Below are 22,570 nucleotides of genomic sequence, written 5' to 3'. Positions count from 1 at the left end.
TCACACCATGAAGAATTTCGTCGTCAAGACACTCGCCAACGCCGGGGCCCTCGGTGTGGCCATCTGGCTGGTCAAGAACATCACTCTCACGGGCGACGACACCTGGCACAAGGTGCTCACCGTCATCCTCGTCGCCGTGGTCTTCGGACTGGTGAACTGGCTGGTCAAACCAGTCGTGAAGCTGCTGTCCTTCCCCCTGTTCATCCTCACCCTGGGCCTGATCACGCTGGTCGTGAACGCCCTGATGCTGCTGCTGACCTCCTGGCTGGCAGGAAAGCTCAGCCTCGACTTCCACGTCGAGGGCTTCTGGGCGGCGCTGGTCGGCGGCCTGATCATCAGCATCGTCTCCTGGGCACTGAACATGCTCCTGCCGGACGAGGACTGAGCGCCGGGACGGCCGGCCCGATGCCGTTACGAGGACCGGAGGTGACCCGGCCCGCAGGGGTGGGGGTCCGAAATGCCGCCGAGCTATTTGTGAGCCGCTGGGCACCCCCGGCCGAAGGTTGGGGGATCGTAAATAGTCGATTTCGGACCCCACCCCGGAGGGCCCGGGCACCGACCCGGATCGGGTTGACTGGAACCCGCGCGCACACGCGCAGCAGGCGCACCCCCAGGAGGCATCGATGGCCGAGCACGACAGCGGCGACACCGCCGGCGGCGAGAGCACGCGCAGCGTCCACGCCGGCCGCCCGCCCGCCCAGCCGTACGAGCCGTCCCTGCCCGGCCCCGTCTTCGTCTCGCACTTCCACCTGCCCGGAGACGCGACCGGCCCGTACACCTACGGCCGGGACCAGAACCCGACCTGGACCCTGCTGGAACAGGCGATCTCCGAGCTGGAGTCCCCCGCGGACCCGACCGCCAGGACGACCGTCTTCTCCTCCGGGATGGCCGCGGTCTCCGCCGTGCTCCTGTCGCAGGTGAGCGCGGGCGACACCGTCGTCCTGCCCTCCGACTGCTACCAGACGACCCGAGCCCTCCAGCAACGGCTGGAGTCGTACGGAGTCACCGTGCGCCTCGCTCCCACCAAGGGCGACGCGCAGCTGAAACTGCTGGACGGCGCGCGCCTGCTGTGGCTGGAGACCCCGTCCAACCCCGGCCTGGACGTCTGCGACATCCGCCGGCTCGCCGACGCCGCGCACGCGGCCGATGCCCTGGTCGCCGTCGACAACAGCCTGGCCACCCCGCTCGGCCAGCGCCCTCTCGACCTCGGTGCCGACTTCTCGGTCGCCAGCGGCACCAAGGCCCTGACCGGCCACGGCGACCTGCTGCTCGGCTACGTGACCACCCGGGACCCCGAACTCGCCGAACAGACCCGGCTGTGGCGCAAGACCGTCGGCGCGATCCCCGGCCCGATGGAGGCCTGGCTCGCGCACCGCTCCCTGGCCACCCTCTCGCTGCGCGTGGACCGCCAGGCCGCCAACGCCCTGGCGTTGGCCGCGGCTCTCGCCGACCGCCCGGAAGTGACCGGACTGCGCCACCCCGGCCGGTCGACCGACCCGGCGCACGCGCTCGCCGCCGCCCAGATGCGCCGCTTCGGCAGCGTCGTCTCCTTCGCGCTGCCCGACCAGGAGCACGCCGAGCGCTTCCTCTCCGCCCTCCGGCTCACCGCCGAGGCAACGAGCTTCGGAAGCGTCCAGTGCACGGCCGAACGCCGGGCCCGCTGGGGCGGCGACGCCGTCCCGCCCGGGTTCATCCGCTTCTCGGTGGGCGTGGAGGACGCGGCCGACATCGTCGCCGATGTCACCCGCGCCCTGGACGCCGCAAAGTAGAGCTCCTACGCATATATGCAGGGAGCCCTACGCAGAATGGGCGGTTCGAGCCTCCCCCCTCGTGGCTCGAACCGCCCTGGCGCTACACGCGAAGACGCGCTCGAACAAGGCTAGTTGACTCTGCGTCAGTGTCCAATCACAGTACCTGGTAGGACCTATCGATATATTTATACTTGACGATGCGTCAGAGACTTTCTGTGAGGAGACCATGGTGGACCTGGCCCTCCTGCGTACCTTCGTCACCGTGCACCGGGCCGGCTCGTTCACCCGGGCCGCGCAGCTCCTGGGCCTGTCCCAGCCCGCCGTCACCGGCCAGATACGCACCCTGGAACGGCAGGTCGGCCGCCCGCTCTTCCTGCGCCTGCCGCGCGGCGTCGCCCCCACCACCGTCGGCGATGAGCTCGCGCACAAGGTCGCCCCGCACCTCGACGCGCTGCTGGAGATCACCGCGGCGGCACCCGACGACGACGGCCCCGGCACCCACAGCCTGCATCTCGCGGGCCCGGCCGAGTTCACCGCGCTGCGCATCCTGCCCGCCCTGGCACCGCTGGTCGCCGACGGGATGCATCTGCGGGTCTCGCTCAGCGGCGACGACGAGGCACTGGCCGGGCTCGCCGCCGGCCACCACGACCTGGCCGTCGTCAGCGTGCAGCCCCGCGACCGGCTGATCGCGGCAGTACCCCTGTGGGACGAGGAGTACGCCCTGGTCGCCTCGCCCGCCTGGCTGGAGCGGGCCGGCGGCCCGCACGGAGTGCGCGACCACGGCCCGCAGATGCTCGACGACCTGCCCGTCGTCACCTGCGACGAGGAATGCCGGCTGCTGTCCCAGTACTGGTCGGCCGTCTTCGACGCCAGACCCACCCGGGACCCCGCGGTCGTCGTCCCCGATCTGCGCGCAGTCCTGGACTGTGTACGCGACGGGGCCGGCCTGGCCGTCCTGCCCCGCTACCTGTGCGCCGCCGCGCTCGCCACCGGGGAGATCACGCTGCTCCTGGAGCCCCCCGTGCCACCGCTGCGGACCTACTTCCTGGCCACCCGGATGGGCACGCTCGCCCTGCCCCACCTCCTACGGGCGCACGAACGGCTGCTGACCGCCGCCCAGGCCTGGTAGCCGCCGGGTCGCCGGCCGCGTCAAGGCGTTGTCAGGCAGCTTCGACGCCGTTCCGGTCTTCCACAGGCGGCCACGGGCAGCCACGGGCAGCTTCGGAACGTGTTCGGAGCGGCCCGGCGAGCGCCGGTGACGTGCCAACGGGAATCGAATGCTCCGATTCACAGCCCCTGGTGCGTTTGTCGATCCTTGTGTCGCGGCAGATCTCAACCATGCCCCAGGAGAACGAAACTCCGGCCGAAGCCCCGGCCACCCGCCCGGTGGTCAAGCGCACCGCCCGCGCGATCCTGTTCGACGGCGACTGCATGGTCCTCATCAAGCGCACCAAGCCCGGCCTCGCCCCGTACTGGATCACTCCGGGCGGCGGCGTGGAGGACGACGACCCCTCGGTCGTCGACGCCCTGCACCGCGAAGTGGACGAGGAGCTGGGAGCCAAGATCACCGACGTCGTTCCGGCTTTCGTCGACAGCGTCGAGCACATCGCGGAGAACGGCGCGCACGGCGTGAAGGTGCAGTACTTCTTCGTGTGCCGGCTCGCCTCGATGGATCCGGCACTCCGGCACGGGCCGGAGGTGGACGACCCGTGCGGGACGTACGACGTCGTCCGGGTGCCGTTCACCCGGGTCGGGCTGGCCTCCGTCGAGGTGGTGCCGCTGACGCTGCGGCACTACCTCGACGCGAACATCGAAGGCGTACTGGGACTGGTCGGTCCCGACCTGGGCTGACCCACGAACGAGCGACCGGCCGACCGGCGGATCCGGCGAACCCGGCGGACCCCGCGGATCCGGCCGGTCAGCCCGCCTGCCGGACGAACCAGCCGCGGAAGCGCCACCCGCGCCGGGCGCGCCGCTGCTCCGTCGGTCCGGGTGACGTGGACACCACCCGCCCCACAGGCACGGGCTCAGGCACACGCACGGGCGCAGGCACCGTCACGGGTTCAGGCACCGTCACGGGCTCAGGCGCTGGCGCCTCCGGCACGGAGACCCGCACCGGCGCCGGTTGTACCGGCAGACCTTCCGCGGCCACCCCGAAGTGGTCGCCGCCCTTGCGGCGTACGTCGTCCGTGCCCCACGCCCGCCCGCCACCGGTGCCGGAACCTTTCTGCAACGGCGCCCTGACCAACCGCGGAATGTGCTTCGAGCAGTGGATGTAGGCCTCCTCGACCTCCACCTCGACCCACATCTGCGGACGCCGTCCGGGCACCGGATCCTCCGGCAGGTCCGGGTGCTCGGCGCGCATCCGCCCGTCCGGGATCAGCTGCGCACGGCCGTTGATGTGCAGCCCGACCCGGTCCCGGGCGAAGTCGATCAGCAGGATCCCGACATGCGGGTTCTCGCGGATGTTGCCGAGCGAGGCCATGACTCCGTTGCCCCGGTACTCCGGATACACGAGCGTCCGGTCGTCCAGGACCCGCAGGAAGCCGGGCGGCCCGGCCCGGAACGTGCTGTCGCACTCCCCGCGCCGATCCGCCGTGGACAGGAAGAACATCTCCTGTTGGGCGACGAACTCCCGCATCCTCGGATTGAGCCGGTCCCGCACCTGGTCGTCGTAGAAGCGGTCCGCGCGCTGGCCCGTGCCCAGTTCCGTCTGGATCAGGTGCTCGCCGTCGCTGCCCGGCCGCTCCGCCCGGCTAGTCACCGGCCGCCACAAGTTCCTCCAGTGCGTCGTGCCGTATCCGGTGCGAGGGCATACCGCCGCCGACCAGCGCGTCCATACTGCTGCGGATCATCCCGGGCGGACCCGAGAGGTAGGCGTCGTACGCCTCCCACGGGCCGTACTGCCGCACGATGTCCGGCAGCGGGCCCGACAGGCTGCCGCTCGGGGTGTCGGCGACCACCGGTCGCACGGAGAGCCAGGAGTGCTCCTCCTGCATGCGCAGCATCGTGTCGAGGTCGTACAGGTCGTGGTCGTGGCGCGCACCGTAGAAGACCTCGACCGAGCGCTTGCGGCCGTGCTCGACGACGTCCTCGACCAGCGCCTTGATCGGCGCGATACCGGTACCGCCCCCGACGCACAGCAGTCCGCTGCTCGTGGTGTGGTCGACCACCATGGAGCCGGACGGCGGGCCGAGCCGGATGACGTCGCCCGGCCGCGCGCGATGCACCAGCGCGTTGCTGACCCAGCCGGCCGGGACCGCCTTGACGTGGAAGGAGAGGAGCCCGTCCGAGCGGGGCGCCGAGGCGAAGGAGTAGTGCCGCCACACCCGCGGCCACCAGGGGGTTTCGAGCGACGTGTACTGGCCGGCCAGGAACGGGTACGGCTGGTCGGGCCGCACGGTCACCACGGCTATGTCCTGGGTGCGGGGCTCGTGCGAGACGATCTCGGCCTGCCACCACGGCGGCGCGTGCCGCTCGTCGGCGGCGGCCGCGTCGATCATCACCTGCGAGATCACCGTGTAGGCGCGTACCCACGCGGCCTCGGTCAGCGGGTCCCAGACCGCCGCGGCGTACCGGGAGAGCGCCCCGATCAGGGCCTCACCGACGGCGGGATAGTGCTCCGGCCGCGTCCCGTACTTGCGGTGGCCGCGGCCGAGGTTGGTCAGGTACTCGACGAGGTATTCGGTGTTGTCGATGTGGTCGGCCGCGGTGAGCAGGGCCTTCAGGATCCGGTCCCGCTGGGCGTCCATGGCCGCCGGGAAGAGCTCGCGCAGTTCCGGGTGCCGGATGAAGAGCAGGGCGTAGAAGTAGCCGGTGGTCCGGTCGGCGACCGGACCGATCTCCGCCATGGTCCGCCGGATCAGAAGTGCGTCCGGCGAGGCCGCGGATGCGAATGCGGCCTCAGGGGCGGGGATGGGCGCCTCTGCGGGCGCGGGTTCCGGTATGGGGGCCGGGGCGGGTTCCGGGGCGGATCGCGCTGCGGGAGCCGGCGCCGGAGCGCGTATCGGTGCGGCGTCCGGCGGGGGCGCGTGCAGGCCCATCGGCTGATCCGCCTGCTGATCTGCCTGCTGCTGCGCCCGCTGCTTGCGGGCGGCCGCCCTGCCGACGGGTCTTACGGCGGCCGGAGCTCTGCTGGGTATTTCGGATTCACCGCCGTCCGCTGTGCGCTGATGCGAGTCGGCTTCCCGTTCGGGCGGAGTGAACCAGCCGCGGTTTGGATCCGTCTCGGCCGAGTTGGTGGTCAGAGCGTCCATGGTGAGCTTCGCCTCGAACTTCCCCGGTCGATTTCCCGACGTGTGTCACGCGTGTTGGGGTGAGAGCGTGCCACGCAGGGGCGGCGCATCGGACAAATAGCCGGAAGCACAGGAAACGGGGATGCAATCAGGTTAGGATCCGTCGGCTTACGGCGGCCCGAGGCGCTCGAACGCAGTCGACCCTACCCGGAACGCACCGTTCGACAACCCCAGTTGGCCGATTCAGCGGAGCACGTTGACCGAATCCCGTGACCCTTCCCACAAAGTCACGGCATTCGGTTTGGACAACGTCAGCCGGGTATCAGTTCTGGCCCCGTTTGGTCATTTGCGATCGAATTGATTCACCAAGGCGAAGGCCTCACGCAAGTCGCGTCCCGTATACGCATGAGTAGCCAGATCCCGCACATAGTGGTCACCATTCACCGCCACCGAAGTCGGCACCACCCCGAACAGCGCCGCGTCCGAGAGCGAGTCCCCGTAGGCAACGCACTCCTCCCGCGTCACGCCGTACTGGGCGCAGAGTTCATCGGCGATCCCGACCTTGGACTCCGGCACCAGGATCCCCGCCAGATCGAGCACCGCCTCGGGCGCGAACGGCACCGGCGGGAAGACCGAGGAGCGCGCCTCGTGCACGCCCCACTCGCGCAGCCGCCCCACGAAGAAGTCCGGCGACAGCGAGATCACCGCGCAGTGGTCGCCGCGATCCGTGATCTCCGTCCAGACCTCGCGTATGCCGTCCAGCCACGGCGCGCCCTCGAAGGCCGCCTTCAGCCGCTCCTCCGTCAGCGTCGCCCACAGGGCGTACACCCGCTCCGCGAACCCCGGCGGGTCCAGCGTGCCCCGGATCAGCGCGGCCTCCAGCTCCTGGATCTCCTCGACCATGTCCAGCTCCCGGGCAAGCTCCAGGCTCGCCGAGGAGCCATGCATCAAGGTGCCGTCCATGTCGAAAATGTGCAGCCGCGCCACGCGAGTCTCTCCCTCATGCTTCGTACCGGATCCCGCCTACGCGGAGATACTCCCAGCGTGCGACGGGATCCACCGATCGGGCCACTCGTTTACGCGGCAGGGCGCCGTACGGCGATGTTCCACGGCCGGTGATGTTCCACGTGGAACATCACCGGCCGTGGAACATCACCGGCGACGGGTCAAGCCCCCGCGCGGCTGACCGTGACATCGCCGGAGCTCGTCCGCACCTGGATCCGCGCACCGGCGGACTGATCGGTCGGCACCGTCACGTGCCGGTCGCCCGATCCGGTGCTGACGTCGATCGCGTACGGGCCACCGGGCACCTGCACGGTGACATCGCCCGAGGACGCCTTCGCCGCGACCTTCTGCGGTGCCTTGGTGAAGGTGAGCTGGATATTGCCCGACGAAGCGGTCGCGCTGACGTCGGAACCGCCGAGCCCGGTGGCGGTCAGATCGCCCGACGTGGCCGAGGCCGTCAACGCCCCCGGTACTCCGGAGACATTCATGTCCCCGGAGTGCGTCTTCAGGTCCGCCGACGCGACCCCCTGCACGTCCACGTCACCGCTGCTCGTACTCACCTTCACGCTCACCCCGGCCGGCACGGTCAGCTCGTAGTCGATCGAGCAGTTGTCGCACCCGTTGGTGAACGTCAGCCGGCCGTTCTCGACCTTCTGTCCAGGCGTCGGCTTCTGGTCCTTGTGGTACCGCACCGTCCGGTGGATGGTGACCCCGTCGCCGGCGCCCGGCCGAATGTGGACGTCCCCGCTTCCGCTGCCCAACTCGACGGCACTGACGGGGCCGGTGATCTTCGCGTCATCGACGGCCCTGTGCTCAGGGGAGCCGTGGAAGCTCACCCCGTCGCAGCCTGTGAGCGCGGCTCCCAGGGCCAGCGCGGACACGATCAGTGCGGCGGAACGCTTGGCTGTCATCACAGTCTCCCCGATCGCCGGAACCCTCGTCCGACGCTCCGCAGCCAACCTAAGGTCCACCCGCCATCCGTCCCATGCGGTCATCAGGTCTCTTGATGCGGGTGCTAGCACTACCGCCAGCCCTCCGGATCCACTCCCCCCGGAACCTCGGCGGCCTCCTCGTACGGCTCCCGGGTGAACACGAAGGAGCCCAGATCGAGATGGCGCACCTCGCCGTCGACGCCGTGCACCACGCGCAGCGTCTCGCCCGCGTAGTAGCCGTCGAGACCGGTCCAGGTGCCGTCCGGCTCCGCCCTGAAGCGTGCGCTGCGGCCCCGCCCGTCCAGGGTCGTCAGCTCCACGTCGCGCTCCGCGCGCACCCGCAGCACAAAGGGGGTGGTGCCCCAGTACCAGGGGCCGGTGAGCGCCAGCAGCTCCGGATCCGCCGCCGACTGCGGGCGCCACGGCACGGGGAAGCGCGGCTCGTTGTCCGCCACGACCGCCAGCAGATCGGCCGCGATGGCGGCGACCGCCGGCCCGGAGGTGGCGTTGGACAGCACCAGCGCTCCCACGCCGTCCTCAACGCTGACCCACAGCGTCGCCAGGAAGCCCGGCATGGACCCGGTGTGCCCCGCCAGCAGCCGGCCGTCGCGGCGCAGCAGTTGGACGCCCAGCCCGTAGCCGGCATCCCACTCCTCCCCGGCCGGCGCTGCGGCCGGGGTACGCATCTCGGCGACGGTCGCGGCGCTCAGCACCCGCTCGTCGCCCCCCGCCAGGAACACCGCCCAACGGCACAGATCGTCCGCCGTGGACCACAGCTGACCGGCCGGTGCCATCCGCCCGGTGTCGTGCAGCGGCTCCGGCTGCATCACGTCGGCCCACGGATGCACCGCCCAACCGCCCGCGTGCGGTGCCTGCGGCAGCAGCGTGGTCCTGGTCATGCCCAGCGGCTCCAGTACCTCCGCATGCAGTACCTCGCCCCACGGCTTTCCCCGCAGCCGCCCCACGAGCGCACCCAGCAGGGCGAACCCCGGGTTGGAGTAGTGGTGGACGCGGCCCGCCGGATGCTTCAGCGGTGCCGCGCCGAACAGGTCGGCCAGCTCCGGCCGCAGCTCTCCTGAGGTGCGCTCCCACCACGGCCCGGGGGTCTCCGCCGCCAGCCCCGAGGTGTGCGAGAGGAGTTGGGCGATCGTCGCCCGGCCGAACTCGGTGTCGGGCAGGTGCAGCCCGAGGGGGTCCGCCAGGTCCAGCAGGCCCTCGTCCCGCAGCCGCATGACCAGCACCGCCACGAACGTCTTGGTCAACGACCCGATGCGGTACTGGGTGTCCCCGTCGGGGCCGTGCCCCTCCATCATGCTCCGGCCGCTCGTCCAGACCGTGGCCCCGTCCCGCACCACCGCACCCACCATCGACGGTGTACGACCCTCGGCCTGCCCTCTGGCGAGCCGGTGGAGCAGGGCACGGCGGGTGGCGGGAAGCAGTTCTTCGGCCGGCGGTGCGATGGGCTGCGATGCGGGTGTCTCAGACATGCGGGCCAGCCTCGCAGACCCGGTGCCCGTCCCTCCAAGGGTTTCCGCCGGCCTCACTTGACTCTGACACTGTGTGAGGGCCTGCACTGGGAGACGTCATGTTCACCATCGGAGACTTCGCCAAGCACGGCCGGGTATCGGTCCGCATGCTGCACCACTACGACGCGATCGGGCTGCTGCGGCCCGCCCGCGTCGACCCGGTCAGCGGCTACCGCTTCTACGAGGCCGGCCAGTTGTCCCGGCTCAATCGCGTCATCGCCCTGAAGGACCTCGGCTTCAGCCTCGAACAGGTGCGGTCGATCCTGGACGAGCAGGTGAGCGCCGAGCAGTTGCGCGGCATGCTGCGGCTGCGCCGGGCAGAGCTGGAGGAAGCGATGGCGGCCGCCGCATCGCGGCTGACCCACGTCGAGGCGAGGCTCCGGACAATCGAAAGTGAGGGACGCATGACTGCCGACGACGTCGTGGTCAAGCGCATTCCAGCGGTCCGGGTGGCCGAACTGACCGGCACCGCCGCCGGTTTTGGCCCCGAGCACATCGGACCGGTCATCGGGCCGCTCTACGACGAGCTGTGCCGCCGGCTGGAGGCCGCGGGCGTGGCCGTCACCGGACCGGGGGTCGCCCACTACGAGGACGCTCCCGAGGGCGAGGGTGCGATCACCGTCCACGCGGGGTTGACCGTCGCCGCGGACCCACAGGCCGGCCACGACTTCACGATCGTGGACCTGCCCGTCATCGAGAGCGCCGCCACGATCGTGCACCACGGTTCCATGGACAACATCGTGGGCACGGCCCAGACCCTGGCCCGGTGGATCGACTCCACCGGCTCCCGCTCCACCGGCTATGCACGTGAGCTCTACCTCGAATGCCCGGAGGACCACGACAAGTGGGTCACCGAGCTCCAGGAGCCCATCGCCCGGAGCTGATCCACCGGGATCGTGCCGGAGGCCCCGGAACGGCGTGGTTCGCCGTTCCGGGGCCCCGGTCCTGGGAGTCGTTCGCAGTCGTTCGCGGAGGAATCAGTCGTTCTGGTAGTACCCGAAGGCGTCGATGACGAGGTCGATGCTTCCGGAGCTCGTGTTCCAGAAGTCGATGACGCCGTACGGGCCGGGGCTCGCCTGGACCAGGTTCGGAACGGTCTGTCCCGGGAGCCAGTTCAGGGTCGAGACCCCGGGTCGGGTCGGTACGCCCGGGTCGTTGTTCTGGTAGTGCGCCTTGGAGTACGGGTCGGGAGAGACGGTCAGGTAGCCCTGGGCCCGGGTCCGCGTGACCGTGGCGTTGAACGCGAACGCCGTGACGTCGGGGTCGTCGGCCCCGATGGGGTAGTAGAGGTACCAGCCGCCGGGCAGCGGTCCCTGGTGCCAGGACGCCGCACGGGTGTCGATCAACCGGATGGGGTCGACCGTCAGGTAGGCGCTCTTGCCCGCGGCGCTGTAGTAGCCGGTGACGTCCACCAGGACATCGGTCGGCGAGCCGCTCCCGTTGAAGATCCGGATCTTGCCGTCGGCTCCGACCGGCGCGATCACCGCGTTGGCGATGGTCTGTCCGCGGCCGTAGTTGACGTTGGACGCGAGCGGCGTCTGCGATCCGTCCGGGTAGGCGGTGAGGAACCCACTGCCCTTGGAGCCGGTCGCCGTGAGGTTGAGCGCCACCGCGGTGACCCCGGAGGCGGGCATGTGGCCCTTGCCGAAGATCTGCGCGGTGAACGAGCCGTGCCCGGGTACCTGCCCCTTCGCCGTACCGGTGCCGTTGCGCGTGTCGACGAGACGGGAGGGCGTCACCGGTGTGTAGCCGCTGGCCGGGGACTGCGTGAAGTATCCGGCGACGTCGGCGATCAGGTCGACCGTGCCACCGGCACCGTTGTAGAGGTCGACATAGCCGTTGCGGCCGACCGGGACGATCACCAGGTTGGGCACGGTCTGACCGGTCGTGAAGTTCACGTTCGACGTGGGCGGCTTGGCCGTTCCGTCACCGTACGCCGTGATGTATCCGGGGCCGGCGGCGTTGGTGACCGTCAGGTTGAGCGCCACGGCGTTCACCGTGGACGGGATGCCGCTGTTGCCGGCGATCCGCACCTTCGTCACCGAGCCCGGCCCGGCCTTGGCCTTCGAAGCGCCGGTTCCGATCCGGGTGTCGAGTACGCGGGCCGGTCCGTACGGGGTGTAGGCCGCGCCCGCGGTCGTCGCCTGGGTGGTGTTGGTGACGGTGTTGCCGAACGAGTCGGTCGCGGAGACCTTGACGGGGTACGTCCCCAGCTTCGCGTACCGGTGCGCCAGCGTGAGCCGGCCCGGCCAGGTCGACTCGGTGCTCGTGCTGCCGTCACCCCAGGCGATCGTGACGCCGAGGTACTGGCTCACGCTGGTGACGTCCACGTTCAGCGAGATCGCGTACGCGGTGGTCTGCTGCCCGGAAAGGGCCAGCGCGAAGGTCGGGTTGGGGTTGACGTACTCCACGGCTCCCCGGCTGGTGTGCGGGGTGACGCCGAAGAAGTCCGAGTCCAGCCGGCCGGGTGCGGTCAGGTCGGCGGAGCCGATCACCGCGGAGTCGCGCGCGGGCAGGAAGTCGACCGGCGAGCTGAGCAGCGGCGACCGCAGGCGCGTCGAGGTGGCCGGCTTGGTGTCGATCAGGTCGTGGGCGCCCTGCGCCGTTCCGGCCTGGAAGGCGGCGAGCGTCGGGTAGCTCGTGCCCGCCCAGGCGTACGGCGCGGTGGCGTCGTCACCGTGGATGTAGAAGGCGTTGTAGTCGGCCGTGGCGCCCGCACTTGACTCCGCGGACAGCGTGACGTCGGGCGCCCAGGTCTCGCCGTCGGCCAGGCACTGCGTCTTGTAGCCGCCCCAGTACCCGTTCGTGGAGGGGTTCGCGTCCTCCAGCAGGTTGTTCGTGAGGTGGACCCCCGAGGACGCGCCCTCGACGGCGATCGCCGGGGAGCAGCCGCGCTGGATCGTGTTGCCGGTGATGTTCAGGCCGTTCACACCGGTGGCGGTGATACCGGAGTCCGCCAGCACGTTGCCCGCGAGGGTGACGTTGCTCGCTCCGGCCGCCACGGAGATGGCGCCCGCGCCCGCGTTCCAGTGGCCCTTGTCGATGTAGGTCCTGGTCACCGCGATGTTGCTGGACGTGCCGTCGATGACGACCGCGTCGGTCGTCGACTCGAAGGAGTTCACGAAGCTGTTGTCCAGCGTGACGCCGGACGAACCGTTGATCTCCACCGCGTGGGAGCTCGACGACGTCAGCACCAAGTTGCTGATCTTCACGTCGTGCACCTTGTCGAGCACGAGCGCGGGCTTGTGATCCGGCCCGGTCGTCATGATCATCGACTCGTTGCCGTCGCCCACGATCGAGATTCCGGAGGTCCTGACCGTCACCGATTCATAGGAGAAGGCATTGAGCTTGCTGAGCAACTCGACAGTGTCGCCGGAAACCGCCGCGTCCACCGCGTCCTGTATCAGGCAGTACGGGGCGTCCTGCGTGCCTTTCGGTTCCGGGGTGCAGGTGCCGGAACTCGGAAGAACGTAAATCTTCCGCCCTGCATCCCCTTCCGCTTTACGGTTCCTGGCACCGGTCGCGGCCGGCCCCCGGCTGCGGACCGATTTCGCCGCAGGGCTGCCAAATGCCGCGAAGTGTGCTGCTACGGGCCTGTTCGGCCCGGTGTCGGCCATGTGGCCGGCCGTCGGAACGGCATGCGGTGAATTGTCCGCATAAGCCAATCCCGGAATCAATGCAACGCTGGTCGCGAGTGCGGCAACCATCGTTGCGATACGACGATGAGACACTGGCCCCCCCAGTTCTCTCAAACACTATTCAGATGGGAACCCGCTCAGAGTACAGAGCCGCGCGCCATTCGAAAAATTGAATTCCCGGCCCACGAAATCCGTGGAGCTGCGATGTCTCACCCATGGGTCGAATAAAGGACATCGCATGAAAAAAGGACACGGGCAACGAGAACCTGCATCGGCGCGCGCCGATGAGTTTCCCGCGCCGCGCCGGTCTGTACGCGTGGGACCGACTCACGGGAAGCTGGCGCCATGCGGAAACTGATCTACGGCATGAACCTGACCCTGGACGGCTACATCGCCGCGCCCGGCGACGACATCGGCTGGAGCGTGCCGAGCGACGAGCTGTTCCAGTTCTGGTCCGACCAGTTGCAGGCGACCGACCTGTCGCTGTACGGGCGCAAGCTGTGGCAGACGATGAGCTCCCATTGGCCGACCGGCGACCGGCAGCCCAACGCCACCCCGGCGGAGATCGAGTTCGCGCGCCGCTGGCGGGACATGTCGAAGGTGGTGTTCTCCTCGACGATCGACAAGGTCGATTGGAACACTCGCCTGGTCACCGGCGACGCGGTCGCCGAGATCACCCGGCTCAAGGCCGAGGGCGGCGGCCCGATGGACATCGGCGGCGCGACGCTCGCCGGGGCGGCCATGCGGGCCGGGCTGATTGACGAGTACGTGCTGGCCACCGCGCCGGTCCTGGTGGGCGGCGGCACGCCGTTCTTCACCGCGCTGGACAGCTGGGTGAACCTGAACCTGGTGGAGACGCGGACGCTTCCGTGCGGCGTGATCCTGACCAGGTACGAGACGAGGCACTGAGCGCCCGGCCGGGCCCCTCAGGTCTGTGCCATGTCCACGAAGCGCGAATAGTGGCCCTGGAACGCCACGGTGATCGTCGCGGTGGGGCCGTTACGGTGCTTGGCGACGATCAGGTCGGCTTCGCCCGCGCGCGGGGACTCCTTCTCGTAGGCGTCCTCGCGGTGCAGCAGGATGACCATGTCGGCGTCCTGCTCGATGGAGCCGGACTCTCGGAGGTCGGAGACCATCGGCTTCTTGTCGGTGCGCTGTTCGGGGCCACGGTTCAGCTGTGAGAGCGCGATGACGGGGACTTCGAGCTCCTTGGCCAGCAGCTTGAGGTTTCGGGACATGTCCGAGACCTCCTGCTGGCGGCTTTCGGGGCGCCGGGATCCGCCGGACTGCATCAGCTGCAGATAGTCGATGACGACGAGCCGCAGATCGTTGCGCTGCTTGAGGCGGCGGCACTTGGCGCGGATCTCCATCATCGACAGGTTCGGCGAATCGTCGATGAAGAGCGGCGCCGCCGACACGTCCGGCATCCGCCGGGCGAGCCGCGTCCAGTCCTCGTCCGTCATGCTGCCGGACCGCATGTGGTGCAGGGCGACCCGCGCCTCCGCCGACAGCAGGCGCATCGCGATCTCGTTGCGGCCCATTTCGAGGGAGAACACGACGCTGGGCATGCCGCTCCCGATCGAGCAGGCGCGGGCGAAGTCCAGTGCCAGGGTCGACTTACCCATGGCGGGCCGGGCCGCGATGACGATCATCTGGCCCGGGTGCAGGCCGTTCGTCAGCGAGTCGAGATCCGTGAACCCGGTGGGAACGCCGGACATCCCGCCGCTGCGGGATCCGATCGCCTCGATCTCGTCGAGGGCGCCCTCCATGATCTCGGAGAGCGGGAGGTAGTCCTCCGACGTGCGCTGTTCGGTGACCGCGTAGATCTCCGCCTGGGCGGAGTTGACGATCTCGTCCACGTCGCCGTCGGCCGCGTATCCCATCTGGGTGATGCGGGTGCCGGCCTCGACGAGGCGGCGCAGGACGGCTCGCTCGTGGACGATCTCGGCGTAGTACTCGGCGTTGGCCGCCGTCGGGACCGCGTTGACCAGGGTGTGGAGGTACGGGGCGCCGCCGACGCGGGTGATCTCACCGCGCTTGACCAGTTCGGCGGCGGTGGTGATGGGGTCGGCCGGCTCGCCCCGGGCGTACAGGTCGAGGATCGCGGTGTAGATGGTCTCGTGGGCCGGACGGTAGAAGTCCTGGCCCTTGAGCACCTCGACGACATCGGCGATGGCGTCCTTGGACAGCAGCATGCCGCCGAGAACGGACTGCTCGGCGTCGAGGTCCTGCGGCGGTACGCGTTCGAAACCGCCGCCGCCCTCGGACCAGTTGCTGCGGTCCTCGCCGTCGTCCTTCTTGTTGCGCTTGCCGCCCTGTCCGGAACGGAAGTGGGTGACCGGCAGCCGGTCACCAGGACCGCTGTCGGGGGGGAACGGCGGTTCGTCCCCCCAGTGGTCGTCCGCGGGTTCGGGTTGGGTCACCCCGCCACCTCCTCCGTCCGACCTGGCGCCATGCCGTGCGTCTCTTTCTTACGCCACGGCTCTGACAATTGAGCACCCGGCTCCTCGTACGGCGCGTCGGGCAGAGGGCTCACGGTAGGGCCCCGGGGACCGTTGGCCAAGACGGTTATCCACAGGCCCTGTGGACGGAGGCATCCAACCTGTGGAGAAGCCCGCTCAACCTGTGTACAGGCCTTGGGAAACCGCTGTGGACAAACACACAATCAGCCGAGCTGAACCGCCCTGACCTGCCGTTTCATCGTCAGCAGGCTGTGCAGAAGAAAAAGATTTCCCCTCGGGCCAAGATCGCGACAAACCACGCGGAGGAGATCACTCTACGCAGTTGCTCGTAATAGTTGATACGGCCTTGCAGGTCTTACTTGTGGACGATTATCCTGAGGTGGTGAACCCGGTCGCCGAGCCACCCCAGAAGAGCCGCCCCAGCCGCCTCCCCAAGGAGACCCGGCGGCGGCACGACCGGGAGATCATCGCACTCGCCCTGCCCGCGTTCGGCGCGCTCGTCGCCGAGCCGCTCTTCGTCATGGTCGACAGCGCCGTCGTGGGCCACCTCGGCACCCCGCAGCTCGCCGGACTCGGCGTCGCGGCCGCACTGCTGACCACCGCGGTCAACGTCTTCGTCTTTCTCGCGTACGCCACCACCGCCGCCGTGGCCCGCCGCGTCGGCGCGGGCGACCTCCCGGGCGCGATCCGCCAGGGCATGGACGGCATCTGGCTCGCGCTGCTGCTCGGCGCCGCCGTCATCGCCGTCGTCGTCCCCACCGCTCCAGCACTCGTCGACCTCTTCGGCGCGTCCGACACTGCCGCGCCGTTCGCCATCACCTACCTGCGGATCAGCGCGTTCGGCATCCCCGCCATGCTCGCCGTCCTCGCCGCCACCGGCGTCCTGCGCGGCCTCCAGGACACCAGGACACCGCTGTACGTGGCGCTCGGCGGCTTCTCGGCCAACGCGGGACTCAACGCGGCACTGGTCTACGGCGCCGGACTGGGCATCGCCGGCTCCGCCTGGGGCACCGTCATCGCCCAGAACGGCATGGCAGCCGTGTACCTGTACGTCGTCGTCCGCGGAGCGCGCCGGCACGGCGCTTCGCTGCGCCCGGACGCCACCGGGATCCGGGCCTGCGCCCAGGCCGGCGTGCCGCTGCTGATCCGCACGCTGAGCCTGCGGGCGGTCCTGATGATCGCCACCGCGGTCGCCGCCCGCCTGGGCGACACCGAGATCGCCGCCTACCAGATCACCCTCACGCTCTGGTCGCTGCTGGCCTTCGCGCTCGACGCCATCGCCATCGCCGGACAGGCCATCATCGGCCGCTGTCTGGGGGCCGATGACCCCGTGGGCGCCCGGGCCGCCTGCCGCCGGATGGTGCAGTGGGGCATCGCGTCCGGCGTGCTGCTGGGGCTGCTGGTGGTCGCGACGCGCTCGCTGGTCGCGACGGTCTTCACCTCCGACCCGGCCGTCCAGGACGCCCTCATGCCGGTCCTGCTGGTGGTCGCCGTGAGCCAGCCGCTCTGCGGCATCGTCTACATCCTCGACGGCGTGCTGATGGGCGCGGGCGACGGGCCCTACCTCGCCTGGTCGATGCTCGGCACCCTGGCCGTCTTCGCCCCCGTCGCGCTCGCCGTCCCGGCCCTGGGAGGCGGCCTGACCGCCCTGTGGTGGGCCATGGCGCTGATGATGCTGACCCGGCTCGTCGCACTCCAACTGCGCGCCCGCTCCGGCCGGTGGATCGTCACCGGGGCGGTACGGGCGTAGCCGCCTTCTTCCCTCCCGCGGGGGACGCGGCGGTGGTCCGGGACCGGTTTCCCGTCACGCCGATCCGTGCCGACCGTACGGGCCGTCCGGCCGCCCGGCCCGCCCGGAAGACGGCGAGCGGCCGTTCGCGACCTCCCAGCCGCCGCGCCAGCTCCCGCTCCGTCCGCGGGCAGTCGAGGATCTGGCTCAGCGGATGCACGGCGATCCCCCGCTCCGCGAGCCCGTACCAAACCCGCACGAGCTCCTGTCCGGCCCGGACCAGGGCGGCCGGGGACCCGGCCGGTGCACCGGCGTCGGACCCGGCGGTTCCGGCCGGCGCGGTGAGGACCAGGATGCTGCCCTCGTACCGCAGCAGCCCGCCCTGGGAGGCTGCCAGCAGCCGCGCCAGTCCGAGGCGCCGGAGCACCCCGTAGACGCCCGGTGCGAGCACCGCCCGCAGCCCGGCGGCCTCGGCGCGCGACATGGCCAGCGCCTCGTACGTCAGACCGTCGGCCGCGTAGCGCGGATGGTTCCGCTTCAGTCGCAACCAGGTGCGCAGCTCCCGCACCACCGGTGCGCTGCCGAAGAGCCACCGGTCGGCGCGTACCGCGAGGCCCGCCAGTTCGCGAGCGGGCACTTCCACCAGGCTCGTCCGCTCCAGCCCGGTCCTGGCGGCGGTGAGGTCCGCCGCGGTGAGCCGTCCCCCGATGTGGGCGCCCCTCGCGCAGCCGCGCAGCGCGACGGTCCGCGCGCTGAACGGCGTGGCGTACATGTCCGGCGCGGGCAACAGCCGGGCCGCCGTTCGCCGTTCCTCGTCGACCGTGATCTCGGCGCGTATCGCGAGCCCCGTGTCCGCCGCCACGATCAGACAGGTCTCGACGAAGGCGCCCAGGGACAGGAACAGATCGCGGCGGTCAGGATCGCCGTCGGGCAGCTCCCGGGCCGGATCCCAGCCCACTTCGACGGCGTCGTTGTCGTAGCGCAGCACCCAGGGCTGGGTGTTGTGCGCGCTCGGCGCCCGGCGGCACAGCTCCTCGCGCTCCCGCAGTACCGCCGTCCAGTGGACCGAGTCCCGGTTGCTCACCGCGTTGCCCTCTCGTAGAAGGTGTAGCCGTGCAGCGGGCGGCCGCCGACGCGCCGGTACTGCGCGGCCGACGCGGCGTTCCCGTGCTCGACGAAAGTGCTGCGCAACGTCCGGTAGCCGCCGCTGCGCAGATTGCGGTGCAGTTCACGGGCGAGGAGGGTCAGATACCCCTTCCCCTGGTGTCCCGGCACCGTCCCCTTGATGATCAGTACCGCTTCGCTGCGGTACCGGCCGCGGGTGGCCAGCAGCCGCAGTTGCTGCGGGAGTCCCATCCGGCCACGGGCCGCCATGACGAACTCCGAGATGTCGGGGACGGCGAGGACGAACGCGACCGGCTCGCCCTCCGCCGTCAGGTAGAGCAGCAGCTGCTCGTCGAGGAGATGGGCCAGCCCGTCCGTCTGAGCCGCCAGTTCGGCCGCGGAGATCTCGGTGTAGTAGCCGAGTTGGGCGAAGGAGGCATTGAGCATGCCGCGCAGCAGCGGCAGTTGCTCCGCCAGTTTCCGCCGCGACCCGTGATGGATGCGCAGCCCTTCACAGGCGATACGGCTGTCGTCGAACAGGAACGCCTGGCCGGGGTCGACGGCGTCGGGGCCGTCCAGGTTTTCGCAGACCCAGGTGTCGGCGCCGAACCGGCGGGTGAAGCCGTGCTGTTCGTACGTGGCCGGGTAGTACGCGGGGTTCCAGGCGGAGTCGATGAAACCGCGGTCGGCGAAGCCCGAAGTGATGACGCCACCCGACTGGTTGGGCAGCAGACTGACCGGCCCGAACGCCACATCGGTGCCCGCGCCGGCCCGCTCGACCAGGTCGAAGAGCTCCTTGGCCACGTCCTCCCCGACGTCCTGCGGGTCGGCGAACTCGGTGAGCCCGAAGAGCTGGGCGCGCTTGCCGATCCTGCTGTCGAACCCGGGGTAGCGGTGCAGGCAGATCCGGCCCACGGGCGTGCCGGCCGCATCGCGCGCGACGTGGAGCTCGACGGTCTTCTCCCGGTGCCACGTGCGGATCTGGGGCTCCAGAGTCGGTACGTAGCGGTCGCGCGGGTGGATCCGCAGCGGCAGTTCGCAGAACTCCCGCAGCTCGTTCCGTCCGCCGACCTCGGTGACGGTGATGGTCACAGCCTGCCGTCCAGATGCTCCGGGCACCGCGCCGCCGGCGCTGTGCCACTCTCCGCCACGCGTGGCTCCGCACTGCGCTGCGCACGCCGTTTCACGTGCCGCACGTGCTTGACGGGGCGCGGTGCGCGCCCTGCGGAGAGCTCCGTGCTCAGCGGCTCGAAGGTGTCGACGTGGGACAGCGCACCGTCCTCGGCCCGCCATACGCCGTTGGTGTATCCGGCCGCATCCGCGGTGTAGATGCGGATCCAGCCGCCGGTCGCGCGTCCCTTCCCCTCGTCCGTCAGCCAGCACATGAGCTCGTGATGGGCCTTGCCGCGGGCGAACTTCAGCAGTTCGTCGCGGTCGGCGAAGAAGGCGATCGTGCCGAGAGTGAAGGGGAAGCGCCAGTACACCTTGTGCCAGACGTAACCCTTCATCCGCTTCATCTCGCGGACCATCCGCACGTAGCCGGGGCCCAGCGTGATGATCGCGCGCAGCCCCGAGTACCGGGTGGCGCCGACGAACATCGCACCGGCCTGTCCGGGTGCCGGGGTGAGGGAGAAGTCGGTACTGCGCATGGTCAGGCACCGCCCTTCGCGGTCGCACCGAGCAGGTACTTGTTCTTGATGCCGTGGCTCCTGCCGCCGGCCGCGGTTCCTGTTCCGCCCGCGAACGGCCCCGTGCCGTACGGGTGCACGCGCGCCGCCACCTCGCCGGCCGAGGAGTCCTCGGTCAGCGACTGTGCGAAGTCCCGGCTGCAGGCGGCGAGATGACGCAGCACGCCCGCCCGGCACACCTCCGCCAGCTTCACGGTCCCATCGGCGTCCAGCACCGTCCCCTCGCGCAGCTGCACATGGACGACGGGCCGTGCCTCCAGATCGTCGCCCTCCTCCAGCGCCAGACAGAAGCTCTCGATCCGGTCCGCCATCGGATTGCCCTCGTACAGGCCGTACTCGACATCCTGCGGATAGATGTTGGCTCCCATGTAGGAGACGGTCGAGTCGGCCCGCCCGTACAGGAACAGCAGCGGCAGCCGCATCTTCTCGCGCAGGGCGGCGGCCTCGGCGCGCTGCAGCAGGACCGGGCGGTCCGCGAACAGCTCCCGCAGGATCTCCCAGACCTGCGGGAAGGACATCAAGGTGCCTTCGTCGCCGATGTTGTAGCGCAGCTTGGGCGCCATGACAGCGGTGGAGTTGATCGTGCAGAGCACCTCGCCGGTCCGCTCGTCACCGGCGGTCTCCAGATAGGTCTCCAGGGGGTTGTACTGGAAGACCATCGGCAGCCGCTGCTCGTCCGGGCCCAGGAAGGCCTCCCGGACCGTGGCGTCCTCGCGCATCATCCGGCGCAGCCAGACGCTGAAGGTGGTCTCGCCGCCCATGCCGATGGTGAGGTCGGACGCGCCGTAGCCGGAGCGGACCTTGCCGAAGACATCGCCGACGTAGTCGCGCAGTGCCTCGGTCATCCCTTCGCCGCCGACCATCGCCGCGAGCCGGTAGCTCTTCTCCTCGAACCAGGGCTCACCGGCCAGCCGGTCCCGCAGATGCTTGAGGAAGGGCGGGTAGGCGGTGACCAGGTAGTCGTAGCGCGGCCCGAAGTGCCGCAGCGTGTCGACGATCTTCTCCAGATCAGGTCCGGTGTTCTTCACGGTGGCGATCCGGGCCATGGCGATCCCGGTGTTGGTGCCGGTGGCCCAGGCGCCCATCGAGTACGCGTTGATCACGAAGAGCCGCTTCGAGGGGAAGACCAGGCTGGTGTAGCCGGCCACATTGCGGTGCACGGTGTTCAACTCGCGGCGGCTGCGCACCCAGTTGTACGGAGTGCCGGACGAGCCCGACGACTCGTCGACGACGCTGCCGGCGATCTCCACGCGCCCCTTCCAGCAGCGCATCTCCTCCGGGTACGCCTTGACGTACGACTCCTTGTCGGTGGCCGGGTAGGAGTCGAGCCGGAACCAGCGGAAACGCCAGCCGCCGTTCTCCAGGTGCGCGGCGTACGCCGGTACGTCCAGCGCCGCGAACTGGCAGGTCATCCAGGCGTGGAGGCGTGCGAAACCGCTCATCCACGGCCGGTAGTTGCGGGCCATCACCCGCCATACGACGGGGTGCACCCGGTAGAGCCGGTACAGAGCGGTGAGCCCGAAGCTGATGATTCTCAGCAGCCACTGCCGCGCGAAGCTTCCCATTGCCATGCCCACATGGTGGCCGCGCGGGTCCCCGCCCGGCATGGGCTGCGCTACTCACTCCGGTCCCCGTAGCTACCTGAGTACCCCGGTGGGCCAGGACGCTCCACGTGCCATGTTTCACGTGGAACATGGCGGATGTTCCACGTGGAACATCCTGGAACGAACGAAGGACCGGCACCCCCTGCGGGGTGCCGGTCCTTCGCGCTGCGCCGAAGCGCGGCAGATCAGGCAGCAACGACCTCAAGGTCGAGCTTGACCTCGACCTCGGGGTGCAGACGCACCGAGATCTTGTGGGCGCCGAGGGTCTTGATCGGCGTACCGACCTCGACACGACGCTTGTCCACGTCCGGGCCACCGGCGGCCTTGATCGCCGCAGCGATGTCGGCCGGCGTGATGGAACCGAACAGTCGGCCGCTGTCACCCGCGCGGGTGGTCAGCTGAACCTTGACGGACTGCAGCTTCGCCTTGACGGCGTTCGCGTCCTCGAGCGTGTGGATCTCACGGATCCGACGCGCGCGACGGATCTGCTCGACGTCCTTCTCGCCACCCTTGGTCCAGGCGATCGCGAAACCGCGCGGGACCAGGTAGTTACGGGCGTAGCCGGACTTGACCTCTACGACATCGCCTGCGGCGCCGAGGCCGGAGACCTCGTTGGTGAGGATGATCTTCATGTTTCGGTCACCCTTCCTTAGCGAGCGGTCGACGTGTAGGGCAGCAGTGCCATCTCACGGCTGTTCTTGACGGCCGTGGCGACGTCACGCTGGTGCTGCGTGCAGTTGCCGGTCACGCGGCGGGCACGGATCTTGCCGCGGTCGGAAATGAACTTCCGCAGCATGTTCGTGTCCTTGTAGTCCACGTAAACGGTCTTGTCCTTGCAGAACGCGCAGACCTTCTTCTTAGGCTTGCGCGGAGGCGGCTTCGCCATGGTGTCTCTC

The 22,570-nt window shown here is 69.8% G+C and carries 20 protein-coding genes; 7 read left to right on the top strand and 13 right to left on the bottom strand.

The genetic code is table 11. From position 1 onward, the window contains the following. The first annotated feature begins 7 nt into the window (after positions 1-7). The 4 genes from AC07DC_RS08575 (at position 8) to AC07DC_RS08560 (ending at position 3,602) form a co-directional block, all read left to right on the top strand. The gene (locus tag AC07DC_RS08575; RefSeq protein ID WP_478913185.1) at positions 8-385 is read left to right on the top strand and encodes a phage holin family protein; all 378 of its coding nucleotides are present in this window, start codon (positions 8-10) and stop codon (positions 383-385) included. 238 nt (positions 386-623) lie between these two features. Further along, the gene (locus AC07DC_RS08570; RefSeq protein WP_478913184.1) at positions 624-1,769 is read left to right on the top strand and encodes a cystathionine gamma-lyase; all 1,146 of its coding nucleotides are present in this window, start codon (positions 624-626) and stop codon (positions 1,767-1,769) included. A 211-nt stretch (positions 1,770-1,980) separates the two neighbouring features. Next, positions 1,981-2,880, top strand: coding sequence for a LysR family transcriptional regulator (locus tag AC07DC_RS08565; protein WP_478914072.1), 900 nt, complete (start codon positions 1,981-1,983; stop codon positions 2,878-2,880). Positions 2,881-3,089: 209 nt separating this feature from the next. Beyond that, a complete protein-coding gene (locus AC07DC_RS08560) occupies positions 3,090-3,602 on the top strand; it encodes an NUDIX domain-containing protein (RefSeq protein ID WP_478913182.1) in 513 nt (170 codons plus the stop codon). A gap of 67 nt (positions 3,603-3,669) precedes the next feature. Here AC07DC_RS08560 and AC07DC_RS08555 read toward each other — a convergent pair whose 3' ends face one another. The 5 genes from AC07DC_RS08555 to AC07DC_RS08535 form a co-directional block, all read right to left on the bottom strand. Next, positions 3,670-4,515, bottom strand: a complete 846-nt coding sequence (locus AC07DC_RS08555) for a pyridoxamine 5'-phosphate oxidase family protein (RefSeq protein WP_478913181.1) — start codon at positions 4,513-4,515, stop codon at positions 3,670-3,672. Further along, a complete protein-coding gene (locus AC07DC_RS08550) occupies positions 4,508-6,007 on the bottom strand; it encodes a globin domain-containing protein (protein ID WP_478913179.1) in 1,500 nt (499 codons plus the stop codon). Before AC07DC_RS08550 ends, AC07DC_RS08555 begins: the two co-directional genes overlap by 8 nt. Before the next feature lie 321 nt (positions 6,008-6,328). Next, a complete protein-coding gene (locus AC07DC_RS08545) occupies positions 6,329-6,973 on the bottom strand; it encodes an HAD family hydrolase (RefSeq protein ID WP_478913178.1) in 645 nt (214 codons plus the stop codon). A gap of 179 nt (positions 6,974-7,152) precedes the next feature. Then, entirely contained in the window at positions 7,153-7,902 is a 750-nt protein-coding gene (locus tag AC07DC_RS08540; protein ID WP_478913176.1) for a DUF4097 family beta strand repeat-containing protein, read from the bottom strand. A gap of 110 nt (positions 7,903-8,012) precedes the next feature. Next, on the bottom strand, positions 8,013-9,410 hold the full coding sequence (locus AC07DC_RS08535; protein WP_478913175.1) for a serine hydrolase domain-containing protein: 1,398 nt from the start codon (positions 9,408-9,410) through the stop codon (positions 8,013-8,015). A 98-nt stretch (positions 9,411-9,508) separates the two neighbouring features. Here AC07DC_RS08535 and AC07DC_RS08530 point away from each other — a divergent pair, with 98 nt between their 5' ends. Continuing rightward, entirely contained in the window at positions 9,509-10,333 is an 825-nt protein-coding gene (locus tag AC07DC_RS08530) for a MerR family transcriptional regulator (protein ID WP_478913173.1), read from the top strand. 93 nt (positions 10,334-10,426) lie between these two features. Here AC07DC_RS08530 and AC07DC_RS08525 read toward each other — a convergent pair whose 3' ends face one another. Next, on the bottom strand, positions 10,427-12,841 hold the full coding sequence (locus AC07DC_RS08525; RefSeq protein ID WP_478913171.1) for a right-handed parallel beta-helix repeat-containing protein: 2,415 nt from the start codon (positions 12,839-12,841) through the stop codon (positions 10,427-10,429). 591 nt (positions 12,842-13,432) lie between these two features. Between AC07DC_RS08525 and AC07DC_RS08520 the strand changes: the two genes are divergently transcribed. Beyond that, complete coding sequence (locus AC07DC_RS08520) at positions 13,433-13,996, top strand: dihydrofolate reductase family protein (protein ID WP_478913169.1); 564 nt, start codon at positions 13,433-13,435, stop codon at positions 13,994-13,996. A gap of 17 nt (positions 13,997-14,013) precedes the next feature. Here the strand turns inward: AC07DC_RS08520 and dnaB are convergent, their stop codons facing one another. Then, a complete protein-coding gene (gene dnaB / locus AC07DC_RS08515) occupies positions 14,014-15,510 on the bottom strand; it encodes a replicative DNA helicase (protein ID WP_187144945.1) in 1,497 nt (498 codons plus the stop codon). A gap of 421 nt (positions 15,511-15,931) precedes the next feature. On the opposite strand from dnaB, the gene AC07DC_RS08510 reads away from it, so the two are divergent. Further along, a complete protein-coding gene (locus tag AC07DC_RS08510) occupies positions 15,932-17,299 on the top strand; it encodes an MATE family efflux transporter (protein WP_478914070.1) in 1,368 nt (455 codons plus the stop codon). On the opposite strand, the gene AC07DC_RS08505 is transcribed toward AC07DC_RS08510, so the two are convergent. The 6 genes from AC07DC_RS08505 to rpsR form a co-directional block, all read right to left on the bottom strand. After that, entirely contained in the window at positions 17,277-18,362 is a 1,086-nt protein-coding gene (locus AC07DC_RS08505; protein WP_478913167.1) for a nitroreductase family protein, read from the bottom strand. The genes AC07DC_RS08510 and AC07DC_RS08505 overlap by 23 nt on opposite strands. Continuing rightward, entirely contained in the window at positions 18,359-19,474 is a 1,116-nt protein-coding gene (locus AC07DC_RS08500) for a GNAT family N-acetyltransferase (RefSeq protein WP_478913165.1), read from the bottom strand. The genes AC07DC_RS08505 and AC07DC_RS08500 overlap by 4 nt, the downstream gene beginning before the upstream one ends. Next, positions 19,471-20,031, bottom strand: coding sequence for a DUF4188 domain-containing protein (locus AC07DC_RS08495; RefSeq protein ID WP_478913163.1), 561 nt, complete (start codon positions 20,029-20,031; stop codon positions 19,471-19,473). The genes AC07DC_RS08500 and AC07DC_RS08495 overlap by 4 nt, the downstream gene beginning before the upstream one ends. Before the next feature lie 2 nt (positions 20,032-20,033). Then, the gene (locus tag AC07DC_RS08490; protein WP_478913161.1) at positions 20,034-21,641 is read right to left on the bottom strand and encodes a phenylacetate--CoA ligase family protein; all 1,608 of its coding nucleotides are present in this window, start codon (positions 21,639-21,641) and stop codon (positions 20,034-20,036) included. Positions 21,642-21,859: 218 nt separating this feature from the next. Then, positions 21,860-22,306 (bottom strand): 50S ribosomal protein L9, encoded by a 447-nt coding sequence (gene rplI, locus AC07DC_RS08485; RefSeq protein WP_138351150.1) that lies wholly within the window; start codon positions 22,304-22,306, stop codon positions 21,860-21,862. A 17-nt stretch (positions 22,307-22,323) separates the two neighbouring features. Next, positions 22,324-22,560: a 30S ribosomal protein S18 gene (gene rpsR / locus AC07DC_RS08480; protein WP_031512678.1), complete on the bottom strand. Its 237-nt coding sequence runs from the start codon at positions 22,558-22,560 to the stop codon at positions 22,324-22,326. Between the last annotated feature and the right edge of the window lie 10 nt (positions 22,561-22,570).

This window comes from Streptomyces sp. NPDC045021 (assembly GCF_056432645.1).
The sequence above is the reverse complement of the archived record's forward strand: the minus strand, read 5'-3'. Positions and strand labels throughout refer to the sequence as shown.